The organism is Trinickia symbiotica (genome assembly GCF_002934455.1).
Classification (GTDB): Bacteria; Pseudomonadota; Gammaproteobacteria; order Burkholderiales; family Burkholderiaceae; genus Trinickia; species Trinickia symbiotica.
Genome location: NZ_PTIR01000001.1, coordinates 794,299 through 819,323 on the forward strand (window position 1 = coordinate 794,299; position 25,025 = coordinate 819,323).

At 64.5% G+C, this 25,025-nt stretch carries 27 protein-coding genes and 1 rRNA gene; 16 read left to right on the top strand and 12 right to left on the bottom strand.

From position 1 onward, the window contains the following. Window positions 1–2: 2 nt before the first annotated feature. Window positions 3–974: a thymidylate synthase gene (locus B0G57_RS03605; RefSeq protein ID WP_018441537.1), complete on the bottom strand. Its 972-nt coding sequence runs from the start codon at window positions 972–974 to the stop codon at window positions 3–5. Window positions 975–1,232: 258 nt separating this feature from the next. After that, a complete protein-coding gene (locus B0G57_RS03610) occupies window positions 1,233–2,603 on the bottom strand; it encodes a sigma-54 dependent transcriptional regulator (RefSeq protein ID WP_018441536.1) in 1,371 nt (456 codons plus the stop codon). A 511-nt stretch (window positions 2,604–3,114) separates the two neighbouring features. Between B0G57_RS03610 and B0G57_RS03615 the strand changes: the two genes are divergently transcribed. The 10 genes from B0G57_RS03615 (at window position 3,115) to B0G57_RS03660 (ending at window position 12,542) form a co-directional block, all read left to right on the top strand. Beyond that, on the top strand, window positions 3,115–3,486 hold the full coding sequence (locus B0G57_RS03615; RefSeq protein ID WP_018441535.1) for a hypothetical protein: 372 nt from the start codon (window positions 3,115–3,117) through the stop codon (window positions 3,484–3,486). A 10-nt stretch (window positions 3,487–3,496) separates the two neighbouring features. After that, window positions 3,497–3,982 (top strand): hypothetical protein, encoded by a 486-nt coding sequence (locus B0G57_RS03620; protein ID WP_018441534.1) that lies wholly within the window; start codon window positions 3,497–3,499, stop codon window positions 3,980–3,982. Then, on the top strand, window positions 3,979–4,653 hold the full coding sequence (locus tag B0G57_RS03625; RefSeq protein ID WP_018441533.1) for a hypothetical protein: 675 nt from the start codon (window positions 3,979–3,981) through the stop codon (window positions 4,651–4,653). The genes B0G57_RS03620 and B0G57_RS03625 overlap by 4 nt, the downstream gene beginning before the upstream one ends. 30 nt (window positions 4,654–4,683) lie before the next feature. Beyond that, complete coding sequence (locus B0G57_RS03630; protein WP_018441532.1) at window positions 4,684–5,790, top strand: hypothetical protein; 1,107 nt, start codon at window positions 4,684–4,686, stop codon at window positions 5,788–5,790. A gap of 69 nt (window positions 5,791–5,859) precedes the next feature. Further along, window positions 5,860–6,570: a C39 family peptidase gene (locus tag B0G57_RS03635; protein ID WP_018441531.1), complete on the top strand. Its 711-nt coding sequence runs from the start codon at window positions 5,860–5,862 to the stop codon at window positions 6,568–6,570. A 6-nt stretch (window positions 6,571–6,576) separates the two neighbouring features. After that, the gene (locus B0G57_RS03640; protein WP_018441530.1) at window positions 6,577–7,440 is read left to right on the top strand and encodes a hypothetical protein; all 864 of its coding nucleotides are present in this window, start codon (window positions 6,577–6,579) and stop codon (window positions 7,438–7,440) included. Between the two features lie 147 nt (window positions 7,441–7,587). Further along, a complete protein-coding gene (locus B0G57_RS03645) occupies window positions 7,588–9,018 on the top strand; it encodes a hypothetical protein (protein WP_051090062.1) in 1,431 nt (476 codons plus the stop codon). Window positions 9,019–9,119: 101 nt separating this feature from the next. Beyond that, entirely contained in the window at window positions 9,120–10,556 is a 1,437-nt protein-coding gene (locus tag B0G57_RS03650; RefSeq protein WP_020566284.1) for a sigma-54 dependent transcriptional regulator, read from the top strand. Window positions 10,557–10,628: 72 nt separating this feature from the next. Next, a complete protein-coding gene (locus B0G57_RS03655; RefSeq protein WP_018441527.1) occupies window positions 10,629–11,135 on the top strand; it encodes a dihydrofolate reductase in 507 nt (168 codons plus the stop codon). Window positions 11,136–11,315: 180 nt separating this feature from the next. Beyond that, the gene (locus B0G57_RS03660; protein WP_018441526.1) at window positions 11,316–12,542 is read left to right on the top strand and encodes a PepSY-associated TM helix domain-containing protein; all 1,227 of its coding nucleotides are present in this window, start codon (window positions 11,316–11,318) and stop codon (window positions 12,540–12,542) included. 15 nt (window positions 12,543–12,557) lie between these two features. On the opposite strand, the gene pmbA is transcribed toward B0G57_RS03660, so the two are convergent. Beyond that, on the bottom strand, window positions 12,558–13,928 hold the full coding sequence (gene pmbA, locus B0G57_RS03665) for a metalloprotease PmbA (RefSeq protein ID WP_026229816.1): 1,371 nt from the start codon (window positions 13,926–13,928) through the stop codon (window positions 12,558–12,560). Between the two features lie 173 nt (window positions 13,929–14,101). On the opposite strand from pmbA, the gene yjgA reads away from it, so the two are divergent. After that, entirely contained in the window at window positions 14,102–14,728 is a 627-nt protein-coding gene (gene yjgA, locus B0G57_RS03670; protein WP_018441524.1) for a ribosome biogenesis factor YjgA, read from the top strand. After that, window positions 14,712–15,332, top strand: a complete 621-nt coding sequence (mog, locus tag B0G57_RS03675) for a molybdopterin adenylyltransferase (protein WP_018441523.1) — start codon at window positions 14,712–14,714, stop codon at window positions 15,330–15,332. The genes yjgA and mog overlap by 17 nt, the downstream gene beginning before the upstream one ends. A gap of 15 nt (window positions 15,333–15,347) precedes the next feature. Here mog and orn read toward each other — a convergent pair whose 3' ends face one another. Then, a complete protein-coding gene (orn, locus tag B0G57_RS03680; RefSeq protein WP_018441522.1) occupies window positions 15,348–15,956 on the bottom strand; it encodes an oligoribonuclease in 609 nt (202 codons plus the stop codon). Window positions 15,957–16,028: 72 nt separating this feature from the next. On the opposite strand from orn, the gene B0G57_RS03685 reads away from it, so the two are divergent. The 3 genes from B0G57_RS03685 to B0G57_RS03695 are packed head-to-tail and all read left to right on the top strand — an operon-like array spanning window position 16,029 to window position 18,630. Continuing rightward, window positions 16,029–17,288, top strand: coding sequence for a M48 family metallopeptidase (locus B0G57_RS03685; RefSeq protein ID WP_018441521.1), 1,260 nt, complete (start codon window positions 16,029–16,031; stop codon window positions 17,286–17,288). Continuing rightward, on the top strand, window positions 17,285–18,262 hold the full coding sequence (gene rsgA / locus B0G57_RS03690) for a ribosome small subunit-dependent GTPase A (RefSeq protein ID WP_018441520.1): 978 nt from the start codon (window positions 17,285–17,287) through the stop codon (window positions 18,260–18,262). The genes B0G57_RS03685 and rsgA overlap by 4 nt, the downstream gene beginning before the upstream one ends. Window positions 18,263–18,306: 44 nt before the next feature. Then, window positions 18,307–18,630, top strand: coding sequence for a putative signal transducing protein (locus tag B0G57_RS03695; protein ID WP_018441519.1), 324 nt, complete (start codon window positions 18,307–18,309; stop codon window positions 18,628–18,630). 46 nt (window positions 18,631–18,676) lie between these two features. Here the strand turns inward: B0G57_RS03695 and B0G57_RS03700 are convergent, their stop codons facing one another. The 6 genes from B0G57_RS03700 to rpsP all read right to left on the bottom strand — a co-directional run bounded on the left by B0G57_RS03700 (window position 18,677) and on the right by rpsP (window position 22,873). After that, window positions 18,677–19,615 (bottom strand): CobD/CbiB family protein, encoded by a 939-nt coding sequence (locus B0G57_RS03700; RefSeq protein WP_018441518.1) that lies wholly within the window; start codon window positions 19,613–19,615, stop codon window positions 18,677–18,679. A 115-nt stretch (window positions 19,616–19,730) separates the two neighbouring features. After that, complete coding sequence (locus B0G57_RS03705; protein WP_018441517.1) at window positions 19,731–20,411, bottom strand: CoA pyrophosphatase; 681 nt, start codon at window positions 20,409–20,411, stop codon at window positions 19,731–19,733. Between the two features lie 97 nt (window positions 20,412–20,508). After that, on the bottom strand, window positions 20,509–20,889 hold the full coding sequence (rplS, locus tag B0G57_RS03710) for a 50S ribosomal protein L19 (RefSeq protein ID WP_018441516.1): 381 nt from the start codon (window positions 20,887–20,889) through the stop codon (window positions 20,509–20,511). 156 nt (window positions 20,890–21,045) lie between these two features. Continuing rightward, window positions 21,046–21,837, bottom strand: coding sequence for a tRNA (guanosine(37)-N1)-methyltransferase TrmD (gene trmD, locus B0G57_RS03715; protein WP_018441515.1), 792 nt, complete (start codon window positions 21,835–21,837; stop codon window positions 21,046–21,048). A gap of 2 nt (window positions 21,838–21,839) precedes the next feature. Then, window positions 21,840–22,529: a ribosome maturation factor RimM gene (rimM, locus tag B0G57_RS03720; RefSeq protein ID WP_018441514.1), complete on the bottom strand. Its 690-nt coding sequence runs from the start codon at window positions 22,527–22,529 to the stop codon at window positions 21,840–21,842. An 89-nt stretch (window positions 22,530–22,618) separates the two neighbouring features. Further along, window positions 22,619–22,873, bottom strand: coding sequence for a 30S ribosomal protein S16 (rpsP, locus tag B0G57_RS03725; protein WP_018441513.1), 255 nt, complete (start codon window positions 22,871–22,873; stop codon window positions 22,619–22,621). 227 nt (window positions 22,874–23,100) lie between these two features. Between rpsP and B0G57_RS03730 the strand changes: the two genes are divergently transcribed. Continuing rightward, the gene (locus tag B0G57_RS03730) at window positions 23,101–23,571 is read left to right on the top strand and encodes an NINE protein (protein ID WP_018441512.1); all 471 of its coding nucleotides are present in this window, start codon (window positions 23,101–23,103) and stop codon (window positions 23,569–23,571) included. Window positions 23,572–23,582: 11 nt separating this feature from the next. Here the strand turns inward: B0G57_RS03730 and B0G57_RS03735 are convergent, their stop codons facing one another. After that, window positions 23,583–24,695 carry a PA0069 family radical SAM protein gene (locus B0G57_RS03735; RefSeq protein WP_018441511.1) on the bottom strand — a complete coding sequence of 371 codons (1,113 nt, stop codon included), beginning with the start codon at window positions 24,693–24,695 and terminating at the stop codon, window positions 23,583–23,585. 239 nt (window positions 24,696–24,934) lie between these two features. Continuing rightward, window positions 24,935–25,025 (bottom strand): 5S ribosomal RNA (gene rrf / locus B0G57_RS32480); the annotation flags it as partial.

The following is a 25,025-nucleotide window of genomic DNA, read 5'->3' on the forward strand; positions in this document are numbered from 1 at the left end:
GATCAAACAGCCATCGGAGCCGTCAGCGGCTCATGATGCCGATAGCCCACTAGCGAAAAGTCGCCGGGTTCGATCTTCTCCAGCCATTCGGGCGCATAAACGCCCGTCTCGGCATACGAAGGCACGCGCTCGGCGATCGCGAGCCTCGGGCTCGGGAACGGCTCGCGCTCGAGTTGCTTTAAGAGCATGGCGTGCTGATTCTCGTAGATGTGCGCATCGCCGATGAAGTAGGTGAACCAGCGCGGCGCGTAGCCGGTGAGCCGCCCGACGAGCGAGAGCAGCGCCGCGCCCTCGACGAGATTGAACGGCGTGCCGAGCCCCACGTCGTTGCTGCGGATATAGAGGCAGAGCGAAATCTCCTTGCGCACGGCGTTGGGCAGGAACTGATAAAGAAGATGGCAGGCCGGCAGCGCGATCTCTTCGAGCACGGCGGGATTCCAGCCATGGAAGAGAATGCGTCGATCAGTGGGGTTGGACATGATCGTATCGAGGCACTGGCGCAGTTGATCGATCGCCTTGTAGAGCAGCACCTTGCGCGCTCCGTCTTCCTCGAAGCGCGTGACGATCCGATAGCCTCGCGCCTGCGCGTCCGCGATGCGAGCCGACGCCTTTTCGTCGAGCACCTTGTAGGCAGGCCACTTGCGCCATTGGACGCCATAGACGTCGCCAAGGTCGTCGGGCCCTTCGCGATACGGATTCGCGAGCCACTGCGCGTTCTCGTTGGCGTTCGCATCCCAGACCTTGCAGCCGAGCTCGCGAAAATCGGCGGCGCTGCGCGAGGCGCGCAAGAAGCCGACGAGCTCGCCGATCGCCGATTTGAACGCGAGTTTCTTCGTGGTAACCGCGGGGAAGCCTTCTTGCAGATCGAAGCGCATCATGGCGCCCGGCATGCTGATCGTGCGGATGCCCGTGCGGTTCTCCTGCCAAGTGCCTGTCTCGAGAATGGTGCGGATGAGGTCGAGATACTGTTTCATGCGAAGGGGGTCCTCAGGCGTTCGGTACGGCTTACGATACGGCGCTCGACATGGCTCGCGTGGCTCGACGCTCCTGCGGCCGCGCCTTGGGCGACAGCGCGTTCCAGCGCCCGCGTTTGACGCGATTCTACCAAGCCGTCACCCAACCCCGCCGACACCGGCACTGCGCCCCCTGCTCGCGCGACGCGAAGCAAGGCACCGACCCATCGACCGATCGCCGCTGCGCTTCGAGCAGCGCGGCCTTGCGCCGACAACTCGTCAACTCGTCATCTGCTCGCTACCCTGATGAACCTCGATGTGACGCATGCCATGCGAGCCCAGCAGGCGATAGAGCGTGACACGTGAGATGCCGAGCTCCTGTGCTGCGTCGCCGAGCCGTCCGCGGTGTCGCAGCAAGGCCAGCTCGATCGCCTGCCGCTCGGCCGCCTCGCGCGCCTGGGCGAGCGAAACCGGAACGATCTCGACATACTCGGCGAGTTCGAGATCGCGTGCAGTGATGAGCCGCCCTTCGGACATGACGATGGCGCGCCGCACCCGATTGATGAGCTCGCGCACGTTGCCCGGCCATCGATAGTTGTGGAGCGCGGCGATCGCATCGGGCGAAAAGCCGCGCAACCGGCGGCTCGCGTCTTTCTTGAAGCGTTCGAGCATGTGCGCCGCGAGCAGCTCGATGTCCTTGCCGCGCGCGCGCAGCGGCGGCTCGTCGATCTGCAGCACGCAAAGACGATGGTAGAGATCGGCGCGAAAACGCCCTTCGACCATCGCTTGATGCATGTCGACATGGGTTGCCGAAATCACGCGCACGTCGACGGCAATCCCTTCATGACCGCCGAGCCGCTCCACCTTGCCTTCCTGCAAAAATCTCAACAGGCTCGCCTGACTTTCGAGCGGCAGATCGCCGATCTCGTCGAGAAAGAGCGTTCCCCCATGGGCGGCCTCGATGCGGCCGATCTTGCGCTGGTTCGCGCCCGTGAACGCGCCCCGCTCATAGCCGAAAAGCTCCGATTGCAGCAGATGCGGCGGAATCGCGCCGCAGTTGATCGCGACGAAAGGCGCGTCGTGTCGAGGCGAGCGCTCGTGAATGGCGACGGCCGTCAGTTCTTTGCCCGTGCCGGATTCACCGGAAATGAAAACGGGTGCATCCGTCATGGCGACTTTGCGAATCGCGCGAAAGAGCGTGCGCATGGCCTCGCACGACCCGATCATTTCGCCCTCGCCGACCCGCGTCGTCGCGTCTTCATCGGTTTCTGACAGGACGACCATGCCGTAAGCATGGCCGACGGAATCGACGATGCGACGGTCCTCGTAGGGCACGGTCACGTAGTCGAAGCAGTAGTCGCGCACGAGACGGCGCAACGCCGTATCTTGCAGTTGGCCCGGCGCCGTGGCGGCCACCCAGCCCACGCGCGGCGCGGTGAGGCACGCTTCGAGCGCGCCGATTTCCTGGTCGTCGAACCCGCTCGACAGATCGAGCAGGCCGCCCGCGACTGCATCGCCGCGCAGCGCACGTCGCGCATCGCGCGCGTTCGCGACCACCTCGACATGCCACCCGCGCTGGTTGAACTGAGCACTCAGCCGAGCGTTCGCCTCTCGCGTGATGTAAATCAGTTGACGTGTTGCGGGTTCCATTTCTTCAGACCTCTTTCTATGACGAACGTAATGGATGACGGCGCGCGCGGCGACGCCGCAACGCACGTTCCATCAGCGTCTTGCCGTACAAGCGCCGAATCGCTCTGTCTCTCCCTGGAAGCTGCCCCCGAAAAAAATTATTATTAGAAAAGGCGTTCGGTTGGTCTTATTAAGGATGTGAAACTGATGCCAAGCTTACTATACGGCCCGCGCTTGCGGCATGAGACGCATGTAACAAATTGAAGCTGGACCCGCCCTATAAGGCTTCCAGCCGCCGGTCGCACAGCCTCGCTTCCGTTTTAACCCTATTGCGTGGCTCTTTTACGACAGCGCGGTTTTTACCGCATTCCGATCGTTAGTTTCATTTTTTCCGACTCGTTTCAACGGTGAAACGATTTTCGTCCGTCGCTTCGGCGAGTTTGCAGTCGATGCAAGCGGACCTCAACAGGCATGGCGGTCTCCGGGCGATGGCATGCGTTTCGCTCTAAGCGGCGCACCACGGAGGTCCGTCATGCCATCGCTTCCCTTCATCCGTCTGGCCAAACGCGCGTTCGCCACCGCCCTCGCGCTTGCGCTGCAAGCGGCGCTTGGGACCTTCGTCGCGCCCTCGGCCGCCCTCGCCGAGGGGACGGGCGATACGTGCGCGGCAGATGCGCGTATGCCATTCGCAGCGGCGTGCGCGCTCGACGACAGCATGCTCGCCCGCCAGCGCGGCGGGCATGCCGGCATGGTCACCATTGCGGCGCTTCCCGATGCATCGCCGGGCGCGAACTCGGTCACACTTTGGGACGAGCTCGCCCGCCCCGCCCCCGCGCCGATTCCGATGCCTGTCGACACGACCGGCGCCGTGCAGTCCAACGCGGTCAACTACACGCGCAAGTGAGGAACCGGCCATGACCGCTCACCGCGCTAGCCGCGCTCGCCTCGTCTCCACGGCCGTGTTGGCCGCGCTCTCGACCGCGTGGGCGCCCGTCCATGCCGTCGCCGAGCAAGCAAACCCGGGCGACATCATCGTCAAACGGCAAATCACCCCGCGCGACGCGTTCGACTCCGTACCGAAGACCGATAACCCCATCGCCTCGAAGGTCGAGACGTTCCCGACCCGGGCGTTCAGCCCGACCGTCGCCGGACTCATGTCCGACCTCGAGCTCGAGCTCGAGCACACGCACGGCTCGGCAGGCCTCGCCGCAACGAGCCGCATCGATACCGCCGCCGGAAAGGCGACGCTTGCGACGCTCGGTCTCGGAGCGTCGGCCGGCGCGCGTTCCGCGACGGGCGCGGGCGTTGCCGGTCAACGGGCGGGGATCGGAGGCGCCGTCACCTCGTCCGTGACGGGCGTGCTCGCGCCGGTCGGCGCAGCAGTGGGAGCGCTCAAATGAACGCCATCATGAATGCCATCACGAACGCCGTCGCGAACCCTCTCTTGCGCCAGGTCGCCAAGCATTCACCGGCCAAATACACGTGTTTGTCCGCCTTCTTCGTGTGCGTAGCGATGCCGGCGCTCGGGCAAGCGCTACCCGCGCCGATCGCGAGCGCGGACGCGGCCGTTTCCGCGGGAGCGCTGGCAGGCGCGACGGGCGTGATCGCGATCAACGAGGCGGCGGGCGTCGCCAACGCTCAAAGCAATGCAACCGTGATCGCCGTCAATGCGGCCGGTTTGGCGGCGAACGGCAGCGACCAATCTGCGCGCACCAAAGGGCGCGTATCGAGCGCGCGCGCGACGATCGCGGCCAATGCCTTCTCGTTTGGAGCGGGAGTGATCTCGGTGAACCAGGCGGCCGGCATCGCCAATCTCCAGCGCAACAGCGTCGTGCTTGGCACGGCATCGGCGCAGGCTCAGGGCCTCAGCGACAGCGAATTATCCGCCGTGGCGCCGCGCAACCAACGGTTCGATAACAGAACGGGCATAGGCGGCGTGCGCGAGGCAAGCATCGCCGACGATGCCTTCCAACACGCGGGCGGCATCGTCCAGGTCAACCAGTCAGCAGGCGCCGGCAACACCACGGCAAACAGTTTTGTGCTCCGTCCCCCGGCGGGCACTCTTTTCTAACGCAGCAACGTCGATATCGGAGCATCCAAAATGAAAACGAACCTCAAACGAATATTCGTCGCCGCAGCGGTTTTCGCCGCCGCGTCCGGCAGCGCATTCGCTCACTCGGGCCATCGTGCGTACCTGTTCGACTCGACCGTCATCGACGAGCATGTGGGCATCGAAGGAAATGTGCTTCTGTTCGGCTGCGCGTCCGTATCGGGCACCGTCGGTGCCGTCGTCAACAACTCGCAGCATGTCGCCCCGCACGTCGTCCTCGACGCGCTGCCGTCCAGCTACCTCAAGGGCTCGGTGACGACCACCGTCGACAACGACTATCGCTCCATCGGCGGCAGCGGCTTCGCCACGAGCTCGACCTCGTCTTCCGGATCGGGCACACATCGGGTGTCTGATAGTGACAGCGATACGACTTGGTTCAGCGCATGGAGCGACAACGCGGGATCGGGAGGGCAATCGTTCGGCGAGCACAAGACGAGCACGCATGAATGGAATTCGAAATCGGAGCAAACGCACCACGCGTCATGGGCGTTCAGCGGCACGGAATACTCGACGAACGTGAGCACATCCGGCTCGGTGACGACTTACATCGACACTCAGGCGCCGACTACCTTGACGGCGACTACGGGCAGCGGGGCCGGCAACGGCATTTCGGGCAACGTCGGCATCAACGTCACGGAAGGCGTCGCGAACGCGCAAAGCAACGACGCTTCGCTTGCATCCGTCGACACCGGCAACGTGTTCGGCAACGCACAGATCTTCAGCTCCCAATCGTCGGGTGGCAACGTCAAGATCAACAACTACGTGCTCAATGCGTCCATCGGCGACAACTCGCTGCAGCACATTTCCGGCAACGTGGGCGTGAACGTGTCCTCGGGCGCGGCCAACGTGCAGAACAACAGCCTCGCCGCCGCGACCACGCAGTCGAATCCAGGCGACGCCGTGGCCGTTGCGATGGCGGCAACGGATCAGACCTCGCAAACCGCATCGCTCGACTTTCACGGTTCGATCGCGGGCACCGCGGTGCTCGGCGCCGGCGCGCTCGCGGGTTCGACCGGCAACATCGGCGTGAACATCGCGGGCGGCGCGGGCAACCTGCAACACAACGGACTCGCGATCGCCGCCGCCGGCACTCGCTAGCCTCTCACGCGTGACGCGCCGGTCGCTCGAGTGCGGCCGGCCGGCGCTTTTCGACTCGGGGTAACGGACATGTCCGGGCATCCACGGCTCGCGGCATGGCGAGCCACCTTTGTGCTCGCTTGCGTCGTGATATGTGCGCGAAGCAACGCGCAATCGACCATCGATACGTCTACGCTTGCAGGCGTGCCAGTCACGAAAACGGTGCGTTCGATGCGTGAAATTCGCTATAGCCATGTCGTGAGCCAGCAGTTCGACTACAGCTGCGGCTCGGCCGCGCTCGCGACGCTGCTCAAGTACGGCTATGGCATCGACATAGCGGAACCCGAACTGATCCGCCGGATGATGGCGTTCTCGACGCCCGAAGTCGTCGTGAAGAACGGCTTTTCCATGCTCGACATGAAGAAGTTCGTCGAAACGATCGGCCTGCGCGGCCGCGGCTTTCGCGTGAGCGTCGACGCACTCTATCACCTGCAAGTCCCCGTGCTCGTGCTCATGAACATCGAAGGCTACGAGCACTTCGTCATCGTCAAGCATGCGCAAGATGGCCGCGTCTTCATCGCGGACCCCGCGCTCGGCAATCGCATCGTCTCCGAGTCGAACTTCGTCGCGAGCTGGAACGGACTCGTCTTCGCGGTGCTCGGCAAGCCGCTCCTCGACGATTCGCCGCTCCTCGCCGGCAACGTGTCGCTCGCCGACAAGCTGCGTGCGCAAGCGCTCATGACGAGCACGGCCACGACGCCGTTCGTCGACTACGGCTTGTCGCGAGCTGACTGGTTTTGACCGATCATGAACGCGCGTTCCTTTCCCCTCGGTTTCGCGCTGATATTCGCAGCCGGCGCGGTCATGGCCGTCGCCGCGCACGCGGACGTCGTCGATTCCGCTGGCGGCCGATGTGGCGGCTGCTCGCTCTCGCAGATCTTCTCGGTGAACAGTTCGTCGGCTGACTCCGCTCGATGGCAGCCCGTCGATGACGCCACGCTCGCGAGCCAGACCGGTAAGTATGCGGGCTCGGCGATGATCGACGGGATGGTGCTCAACGTGCTTTCGCAATGGCGCTTGCCGAATGGCGCGAGCGCAAGCGCGCAAGGCTCGCTCGTCGTCGATGACGCGAACCGCGCGCTCGACGCCCGAGTCTCGACGGCGGCGCGCGTATCGGATTTTGCTCATGGCAACGGCAAGGGCGCGGGCGTCGCAGTGGGCGCGAACCCCGGCTCCAGCGCGCGAGGCGGTCAAAACGTCGCGATCAGCGGCGTCTCGCAATTGACGCAAGTGGCCGGCGACAACAACGTCGGCATCAACTCGGCCCTTATCGACTTCAATGGGGCACAAGCGCAGCCGCTCGCCGGCAACGACGCGCCGAGCGCGAACGCGGCGAACGCAGCGGGCACGATCAAATCCGGCATCGCGTTCGGCAGCGGCGGCGTCACGCTCGCGCTGCGGACACCGACTGGCGCGGCGACACAAACGATCGCGCCCGGCAGCGCGCATGAAAGCGGAACGATCGCCCAATTCGTGCGGATCGTCGGCAATAACCAGGCTGTATCCAACCAATTGCAGCTGAGTCTGCGAACGCAACCGATGCCGGCGGCGCTCCTGCGCCAACTCGGCATGCTCGAAGCGCTGCGGAACACGGCCTACATGAGGAGATGACGTAATCGAGACCTCGCCACGAGCGGGGCAATCGCGAAAACGCGGAGTCGCACCGCGCTCGCGCACGAATCGTAACAAGCAACAGAAGCGGCACGCGCAGGCAGCAAGACGGGGAAAGCGCGAGAGCCGCGAACCGGGGGAAGAACAATGTCCAGCATGTCGAGCAAGGCGTCGCGGCATACGTGGCTGACGGCCGTTCCGGCCGCGGCCGCGCTGCTCGCGTGCACGCCTGCCGGACATGCGCAAACGCTCGCGAATCAGTCTGTCGAAGAACGGCTCGATACGTTGAAGCGTGTCATCGATCAGCAGCAACAGCGGATTCGCTCACTCGAGCAGCAGGTCACCGAACTCCAAATGGAACAGCGCGGACGCGGCCTCGCCGGCGCCGCGGCGAGCCCGGCCGAGGGCGAATCGGCGACGAGCGCGGCTTCGGCGTTCGCGCCCCGCCAGGACGACGCCGTTTCACCGGCGCTCGCGCAGATTACGCCGGGCGCGCCCGCGCCAGGAGGCGGCGGGCAGACCGCCACAGGCGTGCCGGCGCGCCCGCCCGTGCCTGCCTCGGCCGCCGGAACCGACGAGAGCGGTGCCGTGGGTACGTCGCAAAAGGCCGCGCAGCCCGCGCGCACCGAAGCGGAAGAGGCCGTCGCTCAGCGCGAGCACGCGCCGCTTTTCGATCGCAGACTTACGCTCGACTGGGGCATCAGCGACACCTACTACGATCGCCGCCAGTTGCAGTTGTCCGGGTTCCTCGCGCTCGACGCGATCTTTCTCGGCAACATCAATCTCGGCGAGACGAAATCGCATCAGTTGATGACCGACCTCGACGTGCGCTATGGCCTCACCGATCGAGTAAGCATCGACGTCGACGTCCCTTACGTCTACCGATACAGCAACTTCATCGTCGGCGGCGCCGGCGGCTCGGCGGGTACGCTTTCGGACGCATCCGCCACCTCGAGCGCGCTCGGCGACGTCAACTTCGGCCTCTACTACCAGTTCGTCAAGGAAAGCGCGAGCTGGCCGGACATTGTCGGGAGCCTACGCGTGAAAGCGCCGAGCGGCACATCGCCGTTCGGCATCAAGCTCGTGCAGCTCGATCCGAACAACACGAACCTCGTCGCGCCCAGCAAGCTGCCGACGGGCACGGGCTTCTGGAACATCACGGGCGGTCTGTCGCTCTTGAAGACGTTCGATCCGATCGTGCTGTTCGGCAGCGTCTCGTACACCTACAACGTCGCACGCTCGTTCTCCGACATTTCGTCCGTCGTCGGCCAGACGCAGCCCGCCAAGGTCAAGCTCGGCGACATCGTGCAATGGGGCGCGGGTGCCGCGCTCGCCTTCTCCGAAAAGGATTCGGCAAGCATCTCCTACACGATGGCGATCGAGCCGAAGAGCAAGACGCAGGCGCCGGGGCAAGACTGGCAAAGCGTGCCGGGCAGCGAAACGATGGCCGCGACACTGAATTTCGGTTTGAACCATGTGGTGAACAAGCACCTGACGATCAACGGGTCGGTCTCGGTCGGGCTCACACCCGACGCGCCCAACTTCGTCGTCGGCGTGCGGTTCCCTTACACCTTCTAGGGGCAGACATTGTGCGTGAACCCCCTCATCTCCCCCCCGTTGCGCCGTCCGCCGCCGGCACGCCGTTGCCGCCGGCCACGGACGCGAAGGAAAGCGTCGTTATGAACGTCACTCACGAAAGGGCGCTCCTCTATGTGGCGCGCGCCGCCGACGAAGCGCTCGTCGAGCACTTGACGAGCCGCGGCTGGAAGGTATCGATCGCGCACTCGCCGAGCGAAGCCGTTCGGCTCACGAAACCCGATCTGCCGAGCGCGGGTCTCATCGACATCACGCGCTTCACCTTGCGCGAGCTGTCCACGCTCGAGACGAGCCTGCGCCAGCAGCAGATCGGCTGGATCGCGCTCGCCAATCCCGAACGGCTCGTCGAGCCCGACATCCGCCGGCTGATTCGCAACTACTGCTTCGACTATGTGAAGCTCCCCGTCGCGCACCCGACCGTCGACTATTTGCTCAGTCATGCCTATGGGATGGTGACGCTTTGCGACCTCGACATGGTGGCAGGCGTGGCCGCGGCGGGCGACGACGAGATGGTCGGCACGTGCGAACCGATGCAGCAGCTCTTCCGCACGATCCGAAAGGTCGCGAACACGGACGCCGCGGTGTTCATCTCGGGCGAGTCGGGCACGGGCAAGGAGCTCACGGCGCTCGCTATCCACGAGCGCTCGCCGCGCCGCAAGGAGCCGTTCATCGCGATCAACTGCGGCGCGATCCCGCACCACCTTCTGCAGTCCGAACTGTTCGGCTACGAGCGCGGCGCGTTCACGGGCGCGCATCAACGCAAGATCGGGCGCGTCGAAGCCGCGCACGGCGGCACGCTCTTTCTCGACGAGATCGGCGATCTGCCGCTCGAGAGCCAGGCGAGCCTGCTGCGGTTCCTGCAGGAAGGCCGCATCGAGCGGCTCGGCGGACGCGAATCAATCGCGGTCGACGTGCGCGTCATCTCGGCCACGCACGTCGACCTCGTCGGGGCGATGCGCGACGGACGTTTTCGGGCGGACCTCTTTCATCGGCTCTGCGTGCTGCGCATCGACGAGCCGCCGCTGCGCGCGCGCGGCAAGGACATCGAGATACTCGCCCATCACATCCTGCACAAGTTCAAGACCGACAGTTCGCGCAAGATTCGCGGCTTCGCGCCGTCGGCGATCGAGGCGATGTACAGCTATGGCTGGCCCGGCAACGTGCGCGAGATGATCAATCGCGTGCGGCGCGCGATCGTGATGGCGGAGAGCAAGCTGATCACGGCCGAGGACCTCGATCTTGCGCAGTTCACCGCGCAAGAATCGATGACGCTTGCACAGGCGCGCGACACCGCCGAGAAACGCGCGATCGAGTCCGCGCTGCTGCGCCATCGGCATCGGCTCAACGAAGCCGCGACCGATCTCGGGATTTCACGTGTGACGCTTTACAGGCTGATGGCTGCGCACGGCCTGCGCGAGGCCGGTACGCCGGAGCACGACAAAGCCGACGGTTCGCCGCTGCCGTCCCGGCTCCCCGAGCGGCCGGGCAGGCCGCCGAACGGCGATGCGTGCCAGAAGTGAGCGAACGTCGAGGGCGCCGCCTGTCGCGTACAATCGGCGCCAATCCCGCTTTGCTCTCTTGACGATTTTTCGATGACGACGTTGACACTGATCGTCGCGCGCGCCCGCAACGGCGTGATCGGCCGCGACAATCGCCTGCCCTGGCACTTGCCCGAAGACCTCGCCTTTTTCAAGCGCACGACGATGGGTGCGCCGATCGTCATGGGCCGCAAGACGCACGAGTCGATCGGCCGGCCGTTGCCGGGACGACGCAACATTGTCGTGACGCGCGACGCTTCGCGCCGCTTCGAAGGCTGCGAGACCGTGACGAGCATCCGCGACGCGCTAGAGCTTGCCGCCTCGGGCGGCGCCGCCGAGGCCTTTCTGATCGGCGGCACGGAGCTTTACCAACAAGGCATCGCATTCGCCGACAAGCTCATCGTCACGGAAATCGCAGCCGACTTCGAAGGCGACGCGACGTTCCCAGCACCCGATCGCGCCCAATGGCGGGAAATTTCGCGCGAATCGCACCGCAAGGAAGGAGCGGACGGCTTTGATTACGCGCGCGTCGTCTATCGTCGCATCGCGCCTCCCGGTTAGGACGCGACGCGGCGGTTCCTGCCGGCTTGCGGCGGTTCGGCATCCGCCATAGAATGCGAATCATTCTCATTCGCATGAGGCTCGATTCGTGCCGAGCAGGTTCTTCTTTTTCGCCTCCGCATCAGCGGCTTCGCTCGAGAACCGCGGTGACTTTGACTTCAGCGGAACGAGCCGCCTCGCATGAGGCCGCTTCTCGTCCGGCTGCACCGATGGTTCGGCATTGCGACGGCCTCGTTCCTCATCGTGGCGGGACTGAGCGGCGCGGTCATCGCGTGGTATCAAGAACTTGATGCGGCGCTCAATCCCGCCTTCTTCCGTTCCGTCACGCCCGGTAGGCCCCAGCCGCCGCTAGCGCTTGCGGATCGACTCGAAGCAGCCGACCCGCGCATTGCGATCACTTACCTTCCGCTCCACGTTGAAGTCGGCCATACGCTCATCGTCGGCGTCGCGGGCCGAACGAATCCCGCAACGGGCAAGCCGTACGAGCTCGGATTCAATCAGGTTGCGCTCGATCCGGTGACGGGCGCCATCCAAGGCAGGCGTGCGTGGGGAGCGCCTTCGCTCTCGCGATTGAATCTGCTGCCGTTCGTCTACAAGCTGCACTACACGCTTTTCCTGCCACTGCGCGGCGGCCTCGATATGGGCAGATGGCTGATGGGGATCGTTGGCATTGTCTGGACGATCGACTGCATCGTCGCGATCATGATCGCGTTCCCGAGCGCAAAGACATGGCGCAAGTCGTTCGCATTCCGCATGAAGCGCGGCGGCTACGCGCTCGTGTTCGACCTGCACCGCTCGGGAGGGGTCTGGCTCTGGGCCGTGCTGTCGATCGTCGCCGTCACCTCGGTCTCGATGAATCTCGCCGATCCCGTCGTGCGGCCGATCGTCTCGCGATTGTCGCCGCTCGAGCCGGCGCCGTTCACGTCGAGCGCACTACGCCAGCCTGTGTTGGCGCACGAGCCCGTGTTGAGCCGCGAGCAAATCATCGAGATTGCCGAGGCGGCGGCACGACGCGAGCACATCCCGCATACGCCTGGCGCGCTACGCTACGCGCCAGGACTCGCCGCGTACGGCGTGCGCTACTTCGATGCAAGCAGTCACCGCAACGAGGCGGGGCTCGGCGATGCGTGGCTCTATTGGGACGCCCGAACGGGCGCCCCGGCGGGCCGGCAGATTCCCGGCCGAGGCTCAGCCGGCGATCTGTTCATGCAAGCTCAGTTTCCGCTGCATTCCGGCCGCATCGCGGGCCTTGCCGGGCGCGTCGTGGTGAGCATGACTGGACTGGCCGTAGCCGTTCTGAGCGTGACAGGTCTCGCCATCTGGCTGAGGAAAGCGCGGGCGCGCCGATTGGCGGCCGCGGCGGCGGCACGACGTCCGGCTCGTGAACACGAGCGCACGCCCGTATAAGGTTCCCGGCGACGCCTACTGACCCGCCACCGTCATCCGCTCGATCAGCACCGACCCGGTCTGCTTGGTGCCGCGCACGATGGTATCGGCGCCGATCGCGACGATGTTGCGGAACATCTCCTGCAGCGTGCTCGCGACAGTGATCTCCTCGACGGCATGCTGAATCTTGCCGTTCTCGACCCAGAATCCCGATGCGCCGCGCGAATAGTCGCCCGTCACATAGTTGACGCCCTGGCCCATCAGCTCGGTCAGCAGGAGCCCCGTATCGAGCTTTCTGAGCATGGCCTCGAAATCGTCGTCCTCGCTCGTTTGCGAGCTTCTGAGCGAAAGGTTGTGGGAGCCGCCCGCGTTGCCCGTCGTCTGCATGCCGAGCTTGCGCGCCGAGTAAGTCGACAGGAAATAGCCCTCGACGACGCCGTCCTTCACGACCGGACGCCGTTTCGTGCGCACGCCCTCCTCGTCGAACGGCGCGCTGCCCATCGCGCGCGGCACGTGGGGGTCTTCGACGATCTGCACGTGCGGCGCGAAGACGCGCTTGCCGAGACTGTCGACGAGAAACGTCGTCTTGCGATAGAGCGCGCCGCCGCTCGTCGCCTGCACGAACGCCCCGAGCAGGCCGGCGGCCAGCGGCGCCTCGAACAGCACCGGCACCTTGCGCGTATCGAGTCGCCGCGCGCTGAGCCGCGCGAGCGCCCGCTCGGCCGCGTAACGCCCGATCGCCTCGGGATCGGCCAACTCATCCGCGCTGCGCTTCGACGAATACCAGTCGTCGCGCTGCATGTTGCGTCCGCTGCCGGCGATCGGCGCGCACGAGATGTAGTGACGAGAGTACGGATAGCCGGAGAGAAAGCCGCGCGTCGTCGCGAGCACGAACTGCGAGTGCTGCGCCGAGACGCTCGCCCCTTCCGAGTTCTTGATTTGCGCGTCCGTCGCGAACGCGGCATCTTCGGCGCGGCGCGCGATCTCGACCGCGTCTTCCGCCGTGAGATGCCACGGATGGTAAAGGTCCAGGTCGCGGGGCGCCGTTTCGAGCAGCTCCGCCTCGGCCAGCCCCGCGCAGTTGTCCTCGGCCGTGAAGCGCGCGATGTTGTAGGCCGCCGCGACCGTGTCGCGCAGCGCCTCCTTCGAAAAATCCGAGGTGCTCGCGTTGCCGCGCTTTGCGCCGATGAAGACCGTCACCCCGACCATCTTGTCGCGGTTGTGCTCGATCGTCTCGACCTCGCCGCGCCTCACCGTCACGGACAAGCCGTCGCCCTCGGAAATCTCGGTGGCCGCATCGGTCGCCCCGAGCGATTTCGCGTGGCGAAGGATGTCCGATGCAATCTCCTTCAATTCGTCTTGCGTATGCGGAAAGAAGCGTTGTGGGGTATCGGTGTCCGCTGCCATCGTGGTTGCCATCCGGTGTAGAGCTTTCGGGGAGACGCGCGGCGCTCGGCGGCTCTTCCGCCCTCCGGCTTCGACGAAAAGCGTCGCAGCCGGTTCGCGCGCCCGTCGTTTTGCGCATCCCGCGATCATAGCAAGGTCCGCGTCGATGCGAACGCCCAAGCTACAATGGCGGCATGACACGCAAAACCCGCATTCAACCGATCGAGCCGGCCGCCCCCGAGCTCGACGACGATCTCGCTTACACGCGGCCGAGCAAGTCGCAGATGAAGCGCGAAATGCATGCGCTGCAAGCGCTCGGCGTCGAGCTCGTCGAGTTGCCGAAGGACGCCTTGAAACGGATGCCGATGCCCGACGATCTCGCCGACGCCGTTCTCGAAGCTCGCCGCATCACCGATCACGAAGGCAAGCGCAGGCAGATTCAGTACATCGGCCGTGTGATGCGCTCGCTGACCGAAGAGGAAATCGACGCGCTGCGCACGGCGCTCGAAGCGAACCGTGGCGTCAACAAGGCCGAAACGGCGCGGCTGCACTGGATCGAGAACACGCGCGAGCGCCTCCTCGTCGACGACGACGCTTTCACGGCCTTCGTGCGCGAACATCCAGGGGCCGATGCGCAAACGGGCCGCACGCTGATTCGGAACGCGCGCAAGGAAGCGCAGCAAGGCAAGCCGCCGCGCTATTTCCGCGAGCTGTTCCAATGGATCAAGAACGCGAGGGGCGGCGGTGCCGAGCACCCGGTCGAAGGAGCCGGTCCAGACGATCAGACGACGGAAGACGACGAAGATGACAACCAAGCGTAGCCACCCCGACGAAATCGTGATCGGCCTGGTCTCGATCAGCGATCGCGCGACGAGCGGCGTCTATGAGGACAAGGGTATCCCGTCGCTCGAGGCCTGGCTGCAAAAGGCGCTCGCCTCGCCCTGGCGCACCGAAAAACGGCTCGTTCCCGACGAGGTCGACACGATTTCGAAGACGCTCGTCGAGCTCGTCGACGACATAGGCTGCGATCTCGTGTTGACGACAGGCGGCACCGGCCCCGCACGGCGCGATGTCACGCCCGAAGCGACGCTCGCGGTCGCAACGAAGGAAATGCCCGGCTTCGGCGAACAGATGCGTCAGATCAGCCTGCACTTCGTCCCGACGGCGATTCTGTCCCGACAGGTGGCCGTGGTACGCGAAACGCCGACGCACGCGGCGCTGATCGTCAATTTGCCGGGCCAGCCAAAATCGATTCAGGAAACACTCGAGGGCTTGCGCGACGACACGGGCGCGGTGCAAGTGCCGGGCATCTTCGCGGCGGTGCCATACTGCATCGATCTGATCGGCGGCCCGTACATGACGACGAACGACGATGTCGTCGCCGCCTTTCGGCCGAAGAGCGCGCGGCGCCCCCCGAACCCGTGACGCGGCTTCGCTCGCTCAGTTCCCTTCGACCGGCGCGCTCGGCGCGACAACGAGAAAATGCTGACGGTAATACTTGAGCTCGTCGATCGACTCGTGAATATCGGCCAGGGCCGTATGCATCGCGCGCTTCTGAAAGCCTTTGTAGACGGTCGGCTGCCAGCGCCGGCAGAGTTCCTTCAGCGTGCTCACGTCGAGATTGCGGTAGTGAAAGTACCGCTCCAGCTCGGGCATCCAGCGCGCCATGAAGCGACGGTCCTGGCAGATCGAGTTTCCGCACATCGGCGACTTGCCCGGCGGAACGTAAGCCGAAAGAAACGCGAGGATCTGCTCGGCCGCCTCACGCTCCGTCACCGTCGAGGCGCGCACGCGCTCGGTGAGTCCCGAACGGCCGTGCGTGTTCCTGTTCCATTCGTCCATCTTGCCGAGCGTCTCGTCGCTCTGGCGGATGGCGAGCACGGGCCCTTCGACGATCTTATCGAGCGTCGAATTCGTGACGACGACGGCGATTTCGATGATGCGATCGGTGTCGGGCTCGAGCCCCGTCATTTCCATGTCGAGCCAGACGAGATTCATCTCGCTGCGGGCAAGCGTCGGCTCGCCGACGAGTTCGAGGGTGTCAGTCATGAAGGCATCCAGGTTACGAACAAGGGCTGGCAAAACCCTATAATTGTCGCATAGATACAACGGACCTCCGCGATGTCATCCCTTTACTTCACCGTCCTCTTCGCAGCCACCGTGCTCGCCATGGTCGGCACGAAACTATGGCTCGCCGCACGCCAGATCCGGTTCGTCGCGGCCCATCGCGGCGCGGTGCCGCAGCAGTTCGCGGGAACGATCACTCTCTCCGCTCATCAGCGCGCGGCCGACTACACGATCGAGCGCACACGGCTCGGCATGCTCGAAGTCGTCGTCGGCGCCGCCGTCACGATCGCGCTCACGCTGCTCGGCGGCGTGCAGGCGCTCAACGTCGGCGTCTCGGACCTGCTCGGTCACGGCTATGTTGGGCAGATCGGCTTGGTCGCGGTAGTCGTCGCGATCACGAGCATCATCGACTTACCGTTCGACTATTACCGGCAGTTCGTCGTCGAAGAGCGTTTCGGCTTCAACCGGATGACAAAGGCGATCTTTTTCGCCGATCTCGCCAAGAGTACGGCGCTCGGCGCCGCCTTCGGGCTGCCGCTCCTCTTCGTCGTGCTCTGGCTCATGCATCAGGCAGGCAATCTCTGGTGGCTCTGGGCCTGGGTCGTCCTGGTCGCGTTCCAGTTGCTCGTGCTCGTGCTCTACCCGACGCTCATCGCACCGCTCTTCAACAAGTTCGAGCCGCTCACCGATGAAGCGCTGAAGGCACGGATCGAAGCGCTGATGAAGCGCTGCGGCTTCGCCGCCAAGGGTCTCTTCGTGATGGATGGGAGCCGCCGCTCCGCGCATGGCAACGCCTACTTCACGGGCTTCGGCGCATCGAAGCGCATCGTTTTCTTCGATACGCTGCTCGCCCGCCTGACGGGCGCCGAGATCGAAGCCGTATTGGCCCATGAGCTCGGCCATTTCAAGCGCCGCCATGTCGTCAAGCGGATGGCCGTCATGTTCGCGGTCAGTCTCGCACTGCTCGCGCTGCTTGGCTGGCTGACGCAACGCACCTGGTTCTACGAAGGGCTCGGCGTCGAGCCGTCGATGACCGCGAGCAACAACGGCCTCGCGCTCGTGCTGTTCTTCCTCGCGCTCCCCGTGTTCCTCTTCTTCGTCACGCCGCTCGGCAGCCTGAGTTCGCGCAAGCACGAGTTCGAGGCCGATGCATTCGCCGCAAGCCAGACCGATGCGCGCGAGCTCGTCAACGCGCTGGTGAAGCTCTATGAGGACAACGCGGCGACGCTGACGCCAGATCCTGTCTATACGGCGTTTTACTACTCGCACCCGCCGGCCTCGCAGCGCATCGATCGACTGCTGCACCCCGCATGAGGAGCCGCTCCGCCCCTGCTCGAGCCGTAACGCGCGACGCCGAAGGGGCCGATCGCGCTTGCGACGCGACGGACGCCAACCGCGTCGACGGGCTCGTCGTCGCCGCGCATGGACGCCACTATCTCGTCGCTCGCGGCGGCGACACGCGCGTGCTCGTGCAATGCTTTCCGCGCGGCAAGCGCAGCGAAGTGGCCGTCGGCGATCGCGTCGTCTACGAGCCGACCTCGGCCGATCAGGGCGTGATCGTCGAAATCGGCGCGCGCCGCAATCTGCTTTATCGTTCCGATCAGTACAAGTCGAAGCTCTTCGCGGCCAATCTCGACCAACTGCTGATCGTGCTCGCGACGGAGCCGCATTTCAGCGAGGATCTGCTCGGCCGCGCGCTCGTCGCCGCGGAAGCGAATGCGCTCGCGCCGCTCATCCTGTTGAACAAGACCGACATCGAGCCGGCGCTCGAAAAGGCGCGGGCACGGCTCGCCCCCTACCGCGCGCTCGGCTACGAGGTGCTCGAACTGTCGATCAGGACGCGCGCGGATGAAGCGCGCGAGACGCTCGGCACGCGCCTCGCGGGTCATTCGACGCTGCTGCTCGGTCAGTCTGGCATGGGCAAATCGACGCTCGTCAACCTGCTGGTTCCGAATGCCGATGCGGCTACTCGCGAAATCTCGACGGCCTTGGGCAGCGGCCGCCATACGACGACGTTCACGCGGCTCTATCCGCTTCCCGTGAGCGGAGCGCTGATCGATTCGCCGGGCTTCCAGGAGTTCGGCCTGCATCATCTGACCGAGGGCCGGCTCGAGCGCGCGTTCCCCGAGTTCCGCCCGCTGCTCGCCGACTGCCGCTTCTACAACTGCCATCATTTGCACGAACCCGGCTGCGCGATACTCGCGGCCTTGGCGGATGGCCGCATTGCGCGCGAACGTCATGCACTCTATGCACAACTGGTACACGAAGCCAATCAGACGGTACGCTAGCGTCGTGCAACGATAGGCGGCAAACACGCCGAGAAGCTCTCGCCATGCTCAAGCTGATGCTCGCTCCCAACACCGTGATCGGCCAGCACTGGGTGAACCTGCTGACCGTCGCCGGGATTCCTTGCGAGTTGCATAACCGCTACCTGAACGGCGCGCTCGGCGAGATCCCAGCCGAGCAGTGTGCGCCCGAGCTATGGCTCGTCGACGAGCGCGACGAGACGATTGCGAGAAAACTCATCGAGGCGGCCGTCAACGGCCCGCCTCCCGGCGGCGCTTCGTGGCGCTGCCGCCGTTGCGGCGAAACGCTCGAGCCTCAGTTCACGCTCTGTTGGCAATGCGGGACCGCACGCGATCCTCGCGACGATTGAATCGCGCGGGGCAAGGAGATGGCCTTCGCTTGCGGGAACGAGCCGGCTAGCCGACCCAGACCGCTATCGTCAGCATGAGCAGCAGAATCATCCAGAGGATGACAGCGCGCCAGACGAGGCCGACCGCCGACTGCAACGTACGCGGCGTGCAATCGTCGCCGACGGGGATCGGACCGCCCTCGGTTGCGCCGAGCGCGTCGAGGCTCGACGGCTCGGCGAGCGGGCCGGCCAGTCGCGCGCCGAGCGCCCCGCTGCCCGCCGCAAGCAGCACGCCGTCGTTCACGTCATGCCACTGGCGCGAGTGATTGCGCCACGCATAAATCGCATCCTCGAAATTGCCAACGATGGCAAAGCCGAGCGCCGTGAGGCGCGACGGCACCCAGTCCATGACGAAGAACACACGCTGCGGGAACGTCGCGAATGCGACAGTCCGGTCGCCGACGGGCACCGCCCAGGCGCGCGCGAGGTATTCCGAGATCCGATAGAGGACCGCACCCGCCGGCCCGATCGGCACGAGGAACCAGAAGAAGACACCAAAGACGTGGCGATGCGAAGCGACGACGGCATGAATCAGCGTATGCCGCACGATTTCCCCGACCGGCATGTCGATCGTCTCCATGCCTGTCCACTCGTTGAGAATTTCGCGTGCGCGCGGCACGTCGTCGTTATTGAGCGCCAGGTGGATATCGGTGAAGTAATGGCTGAATTGCCGAAAGCCGAGCGTGAAATAAACGATGACGACGTTCCAGAGAAACGCCAGTGCAAAGCTGATTCGATAAAGCAGGTAGTAGACGGCCGCAACCGCCAGCGTCCAGGGCAGGACGACCGCCAGCCAGGCGAGGATTCCATGCTTTTTCTTGCCGGCGTCGAATCCTTGCGCCGCCCACTCCGCGTGATATTGAAGCAGTGCGAACACCGGATTGCTCGGTGAAAGCGCACGTAACTGTTCGATAACGAGAGCCAGCAATACGGAGAAAAAAGTCATGCGACGCGCCGTGCCTATTGGATTCTTTGCTATTGTCGCGTAACGATAGCACAGGGCGGCTGCATCCGAACGTGCGGAATCGCCACAGGTGCGTGGCGTCGCGCGCGCAAGCGCATCACGCTATAAGGAAGCGGTAGAAGTTGCGCAGCATGCCGGCTGTCGCCCCCCAGATGAAGTAATGGCCGCCCGTGCCGTGGCGCGGATAAGGCATCGCGAAGAAGCGCCGCTCGCCGCCTTCCCAGCGCAGCAATCGCACCTCGTGATGGGCGGGGTCCATCAGATAGTCGAGCGGTACCTCGAAGATCTCGGCGACCTCGAGTGTATCGGCTTGCACCGAAAACGGTGGATGCACGAGCCCCACCACGGGCGTCACGCGAAATCCCGTGCCGGTCAGATAATCGGGCAGCGCGCCCAGGATTTCAACGCGCTCGGACGCGAGCGAGACTTCTTCGCGCGCCTCCCGCAACGCCGTTGCCACCGCGTTCTCGTCGTCCGGCTCGCGCCGGCCACCCGGAAAGCTGATCTGCCCGGCATGATCGCTCAGGTGATCGGCACGTTGCGTCAGGAGAACGGTTAAGCGCTCCTCACGGACCACGAACGGCATCAATACCGCCGCGGCGCGAGGATCTTCCACTTCGCGTCGATGAGCGTCGCTCGGCTCCGGAGACCAGACGAGGCGCTGCGCAAAACGCGCACGCAAGCCCTCGGGTGTGAGCCGCTCATCGGGAACAGCGGGCAAATCGGCGCCGGTCGATTCGACCGGCAAAGCGTCAGGTTCGAAAACGGGGCGGATCAACGCAACTCCGAACGTAAGGCCTCGATATCGCTATTCTCGCCTGCAAAACAAAAAAGCACCCGACGAGGGTGCTTTTTTTTACAGCTCTTACCGACGCTCAGGAAGCGGCGCGGTCTTTCGTCACGAGCTTTTCCTTGATGCGCGCGGACTTGCCCGAACGCTCGCGCAGGTAGTAGAGCTTCGCACGGCGCACGTCGCCACGACGCTTGACGACGATGCCGGCCAACAGCGGCGAGTAGGTCTGGAACGTACGCTCAACGCCTTCGCCCGACGAAATCTTGCGGACGATGAACGACGAGTTGAGGCCACGGTTGCGCTTCGCGATCACGACGCCCTCATAAGCCTGGACGCGCTTGCGGTTGCCTTCCACGACATTCACGTTGACGACCACGGTGTCACCGGGGCCGAAATCGGGAATGGACTTGCCGGCGAGCACGCGCTCGATCTCTTCCTGCTCGAGTTTTGCAATCAGATTCATCACTGACTCCTAAAGCCATCTTGTCGGCGTTTTGCCCGCCTTGCGCTCGAACCGACACGCCCGGCACGGCCCCGATAGAGGATGGGTTCACATCAGGTGCAAGGCACTTTCGTGCAATGGCACCACCTCGTCCGCCACGGTTCACCGAAAGCTCGATCAAGCTTTCGGCGGTTCCTTGGCAAGACTCGCGAGCCATGCCTCATCGGCACGGCTCAGCATCTTGTTGCGCCTCGCGCGCTCGATCAGATCGGGCCGCTTGGCAGCAGTGTTGCGCAGCGCCTCGCGACGACGCCACTGTCCGATTTCCGCGTGATGCCCAGAGAGCAGCACATCCGGCACGCGCACGCCCTCGTACTCCTCGGGGCGCGTGTAATGCGGACAGTCGAGCAGCCCGTCGACAAAACTATCTTGCTCCGCCGACTGCGCATCGTTCAATACGCCGGGCAGCTGGCGCACGACTGCATCCATCAGCGCCATCGCCGGCAATTCGCCGCCCGAGAGGACGAAATCGCCGAGACTGACCTCTTCGTCGACACAGCGGTCGACGAGTCGCTGGTCGATCGCTTCATACCGCCCGCAAAGCAGGACCAAACCGGGCTCATGCGCGAACCGCATGACACGCTCATGATCGAGCGCCGCACCCTGCGGCGAAAGCATGAGCACGCGGGTGGCCTGGATCCCTTGCGCGGCTTGCGCGGCCTTGGCCGCGGCAATCGCCGCTTCCAGCGGCCTGGCGAGCATGACCATGCCCGGACCGCCGCCGTAAGGACGATCGTCGACGGTGCGGTAGTTGTCCGTCGTGAAATCACGCGGATTCCACGTGCGCAAACCGAATCGCCCCTGCTTCGCCGCGCGGCTCGTGATGCCCCACTCGGTCAACGCGCGGAACATCTCGGGAAAGAGCGTGACGACATCGAACTGCATCGCGCGCTCTCCTTGCTCGACCATGCTCAGTAATCGGCTTCCCAGTCGACGATAATGCGCTTCGCCGCCTGATCGACCGCCTTGACGTACACCCCGACGAACGGGATCAGCCGCTCGCCTGTCGCGGGCTCACCATCCTTGCCGATCGACGGGTACTCGACGCGCAAGACGGTATGCGCGCCGTTGTCGATCAGGTCCGCAACTCGGCCGAGCGCGACACCTGCCTCGTTGACGACTTCGAGGTCGACCAGGTCGACCCAGTAAAACTCGTCTTCGCCCAATGCGGGGAAATCGGCCCGACTGACATGAACGCGATACCCGCGCAGCCCGAGTGCGTCATCCCGATCGGCAAGACCACCGAGCTGCGCGACGATATGCTCGCCATGCACCTTCGCCTGCGCCATTCGCGCTGACTTGCGCTCTCGACCCTTCTCGAGCCACCAGCGCTTGGCGCTAAGCAGTGCATCGCCGCCTTGACCGGCGCTCGCGTGGGCCGAGACCTTTACCCAGCCCTTGAGCCCATAAGCGTCGACGATCGCGCCGACTTCGACCGCATCTTCGGGCCAGCTATCGGTGGACTCGGCGCGCAGTGCTGCTTCAGCTTCGTTGTCCGGCGCAGCGCGCTCGGCGCGCTTCGGGACGAACGCTCCAAACGACGCGGGCGCACGCGAATCCGACTTCGCGCGCCCGGAACCACCCGAGTCACGAGCGGTCATTGGCGCGCCTCCGTGCAGCCCTGGCAGCCTCTTCGCGCCGTTGCTCCGGAGAGCCGGTGTGCACCCAACGCGAGCCGCCGATACTGCATTCAAGCAACCGGCTGCGCCTTCTGAGCTTGCTTCACGAGACGCTCGACAGTCGGCGACAGCTGCGCGCCGACGCCTTGCCAATACGTGAGGCGATCCTGCGCGATGCGCAGCGATTCACCCTTCGTCGCGACCGGGTTGTAAAAGCCGACGCGCTCGATGAAGCGACCGTCACGACGGCTGCGCGAATCGGTGGCGACGATGTTGTAGAACGGGCGCTTCTTCGAGCCGCCGCGTGCCAGACGGATAATGACCATGCCTTGATCCTTGAAAATCCTGAAAACCGGGGTTCGGGACTACCGAAACGCTCGATTATAGCTGGAAATTGAAACCATAACAAACACTTAGATCATCCGGGCGGCAAGGCGTCGGGATCGCATGACCGGGCGCCGGCCCGCGGCGTAGAATGCGCGATCCGGCGTTGCGACCGAGGGTACGTGACTCCCTGGCCGTGCCGGCCGCTCGATTCCGATATTCCCGCTCTATGTCCCGTCCCGCTCCGCTGACACTCACGCGCTTTCGCTCGAAAACCCTGACGGCCGCGCTCGCCTTCTTCTTCGGCAGCCTCGGCGCGCACCGTTTTTATCTGTACGGACTTCGCGACAAATTCGGCTGGGCGCACATCTTGGGCACGTTGCTTGGCGTTCGCGGGGTACTGCTATTGATCGCGACGGCGCGCACGTCGACGCTCGGCTGGGCACTGGCGATACCTGGCGCCGTCTCCGTGCTCACGGGCTGTCTGGCGGCGATCGTCTACGGGCTGCGATCCGACGAGAAGTGGGATGCTCAATTCAACGCCGGGTCGGACAAGCGCAGCCGCTCCGGCTGGACCGTCGTCTTTATCGTCATCTTCTCCCTCTTCTTCGGGGCCATGCTGCTGATGGCCGGGCTCGCGCTCGCGTTTCAGACTTACTTCGAGTCGCAAATCGATACGAATCAATCGCTATCTCGGTGACCTCCGCAGCGTCAGAACAGGGTCAGCTGCCGATCGGGCGCTCCAGGTGGCTGGGGACGCCGGAATTGCGACATGTCGAGAATGCCGCGTTGCCGCTCGTTGAGCCCGAGCCGCTTGGTAGCCTTCACGAAGCGCTGCTTCAGCAGCTGCGCCCATGTTCCTTCGCCTTTCATCCGATGCGCGAACGATGAATCGTAGTCTTTGCCGCCCCGCATGTCGTGGATGCGCGCCATGACACGTTCGGCGCGCTGCGGGAAATGCGCGGTGAGCCAGTCCTTGAAGAGCGGCGCCACTTCCCATGGCAAGCGCAAGACGATATAGCTCGCGCTCGTCGCTCCGGCTTGCGCGCATGCCTCGAGCACACGCTCGAAATCGGGCTCGGTGACGAACGGAATGACGGGCGCGATGCTGACCCCGACTGGAACGCCGGCTTCGCTCAACGCTCGGATCGTCCTCAGGCGTCGCGCGGGCGCCGCGGCGCGCGGCTCCAGCGTGCGCGCGATAGCCGCATCGAGCGTGGTGACCGTAACGGCGGCCATCACGAGACCGCGAGCAGCCATCGGAGCGAGCAGGTCGAGGTCGCGCTCGATCAAAGACGACTTGGTGATCGCGGCGAATGGATGCCCGCGATCGTGCAGTACCTCGATCACGCGGCGCGTGATTTTCAACTCGCGCTCGATGGGCTGATACGCATCGGTGTTCACGCCCAACGCAATCGACTCGGGCACGTAGTTCTTTTTTGAGAGCTCACGCTCGAGCAATTCCGCCGCGTTGACCTTCGCGTAGATGCGGCTCTCGAAATCGAGGCCCGGTGACAAGCCGAGATAGCTGTGCGTCGGTCGAGCAAAGCAATAGATGCAGCCGTGCTCACAACCGCGATAAGGATTGAGCGAAACATTGAACGGAACGTCGGGCGACGCGTTTCGCGTCAGGATGCTTTTGGCATGCTCCTCAAACACTTCGGTTCGCAGCGGCGGAGCTTCATCGGCTTGTTCCGTCGTCCAGCCGTCATCGACCGCCTCGCGCTGATCGACTTCGTAGCGGCCTTGGAGGTTGGAGACGGCGCCGCGCCCTTTCCTCGGCGCAGGCGGCGCAATTGGAAATTCGACGTCTGAATCGTCCATTTGCTCGTTGAAACAAGAATCCGGCAAGCCTTGCCTTTCGTCGGACAAAGAACAGGCATGTGGCCGCAGTTCGGGTACTCAAGGCCAATGTCTCGACCGAGATGAATATGATACTGTATGGATGTACAGTTTCAATGTGCTTTTTGCTCGGGCAGCGGTTGGGGTTTGGAGCCGATTCGCGGCCCCAAAGCACAAACCCCCGCGAGCGAGAGCTGGCGGGGGTTTGATGGGGGTTGGGAGCCTGACGATTACCTACTTTCACACGGGGATCCGCACTATCATCGGCGTGGAGTCGTTTCACGGTCCTGTTCGGGATGGGAAGGGGTGGTA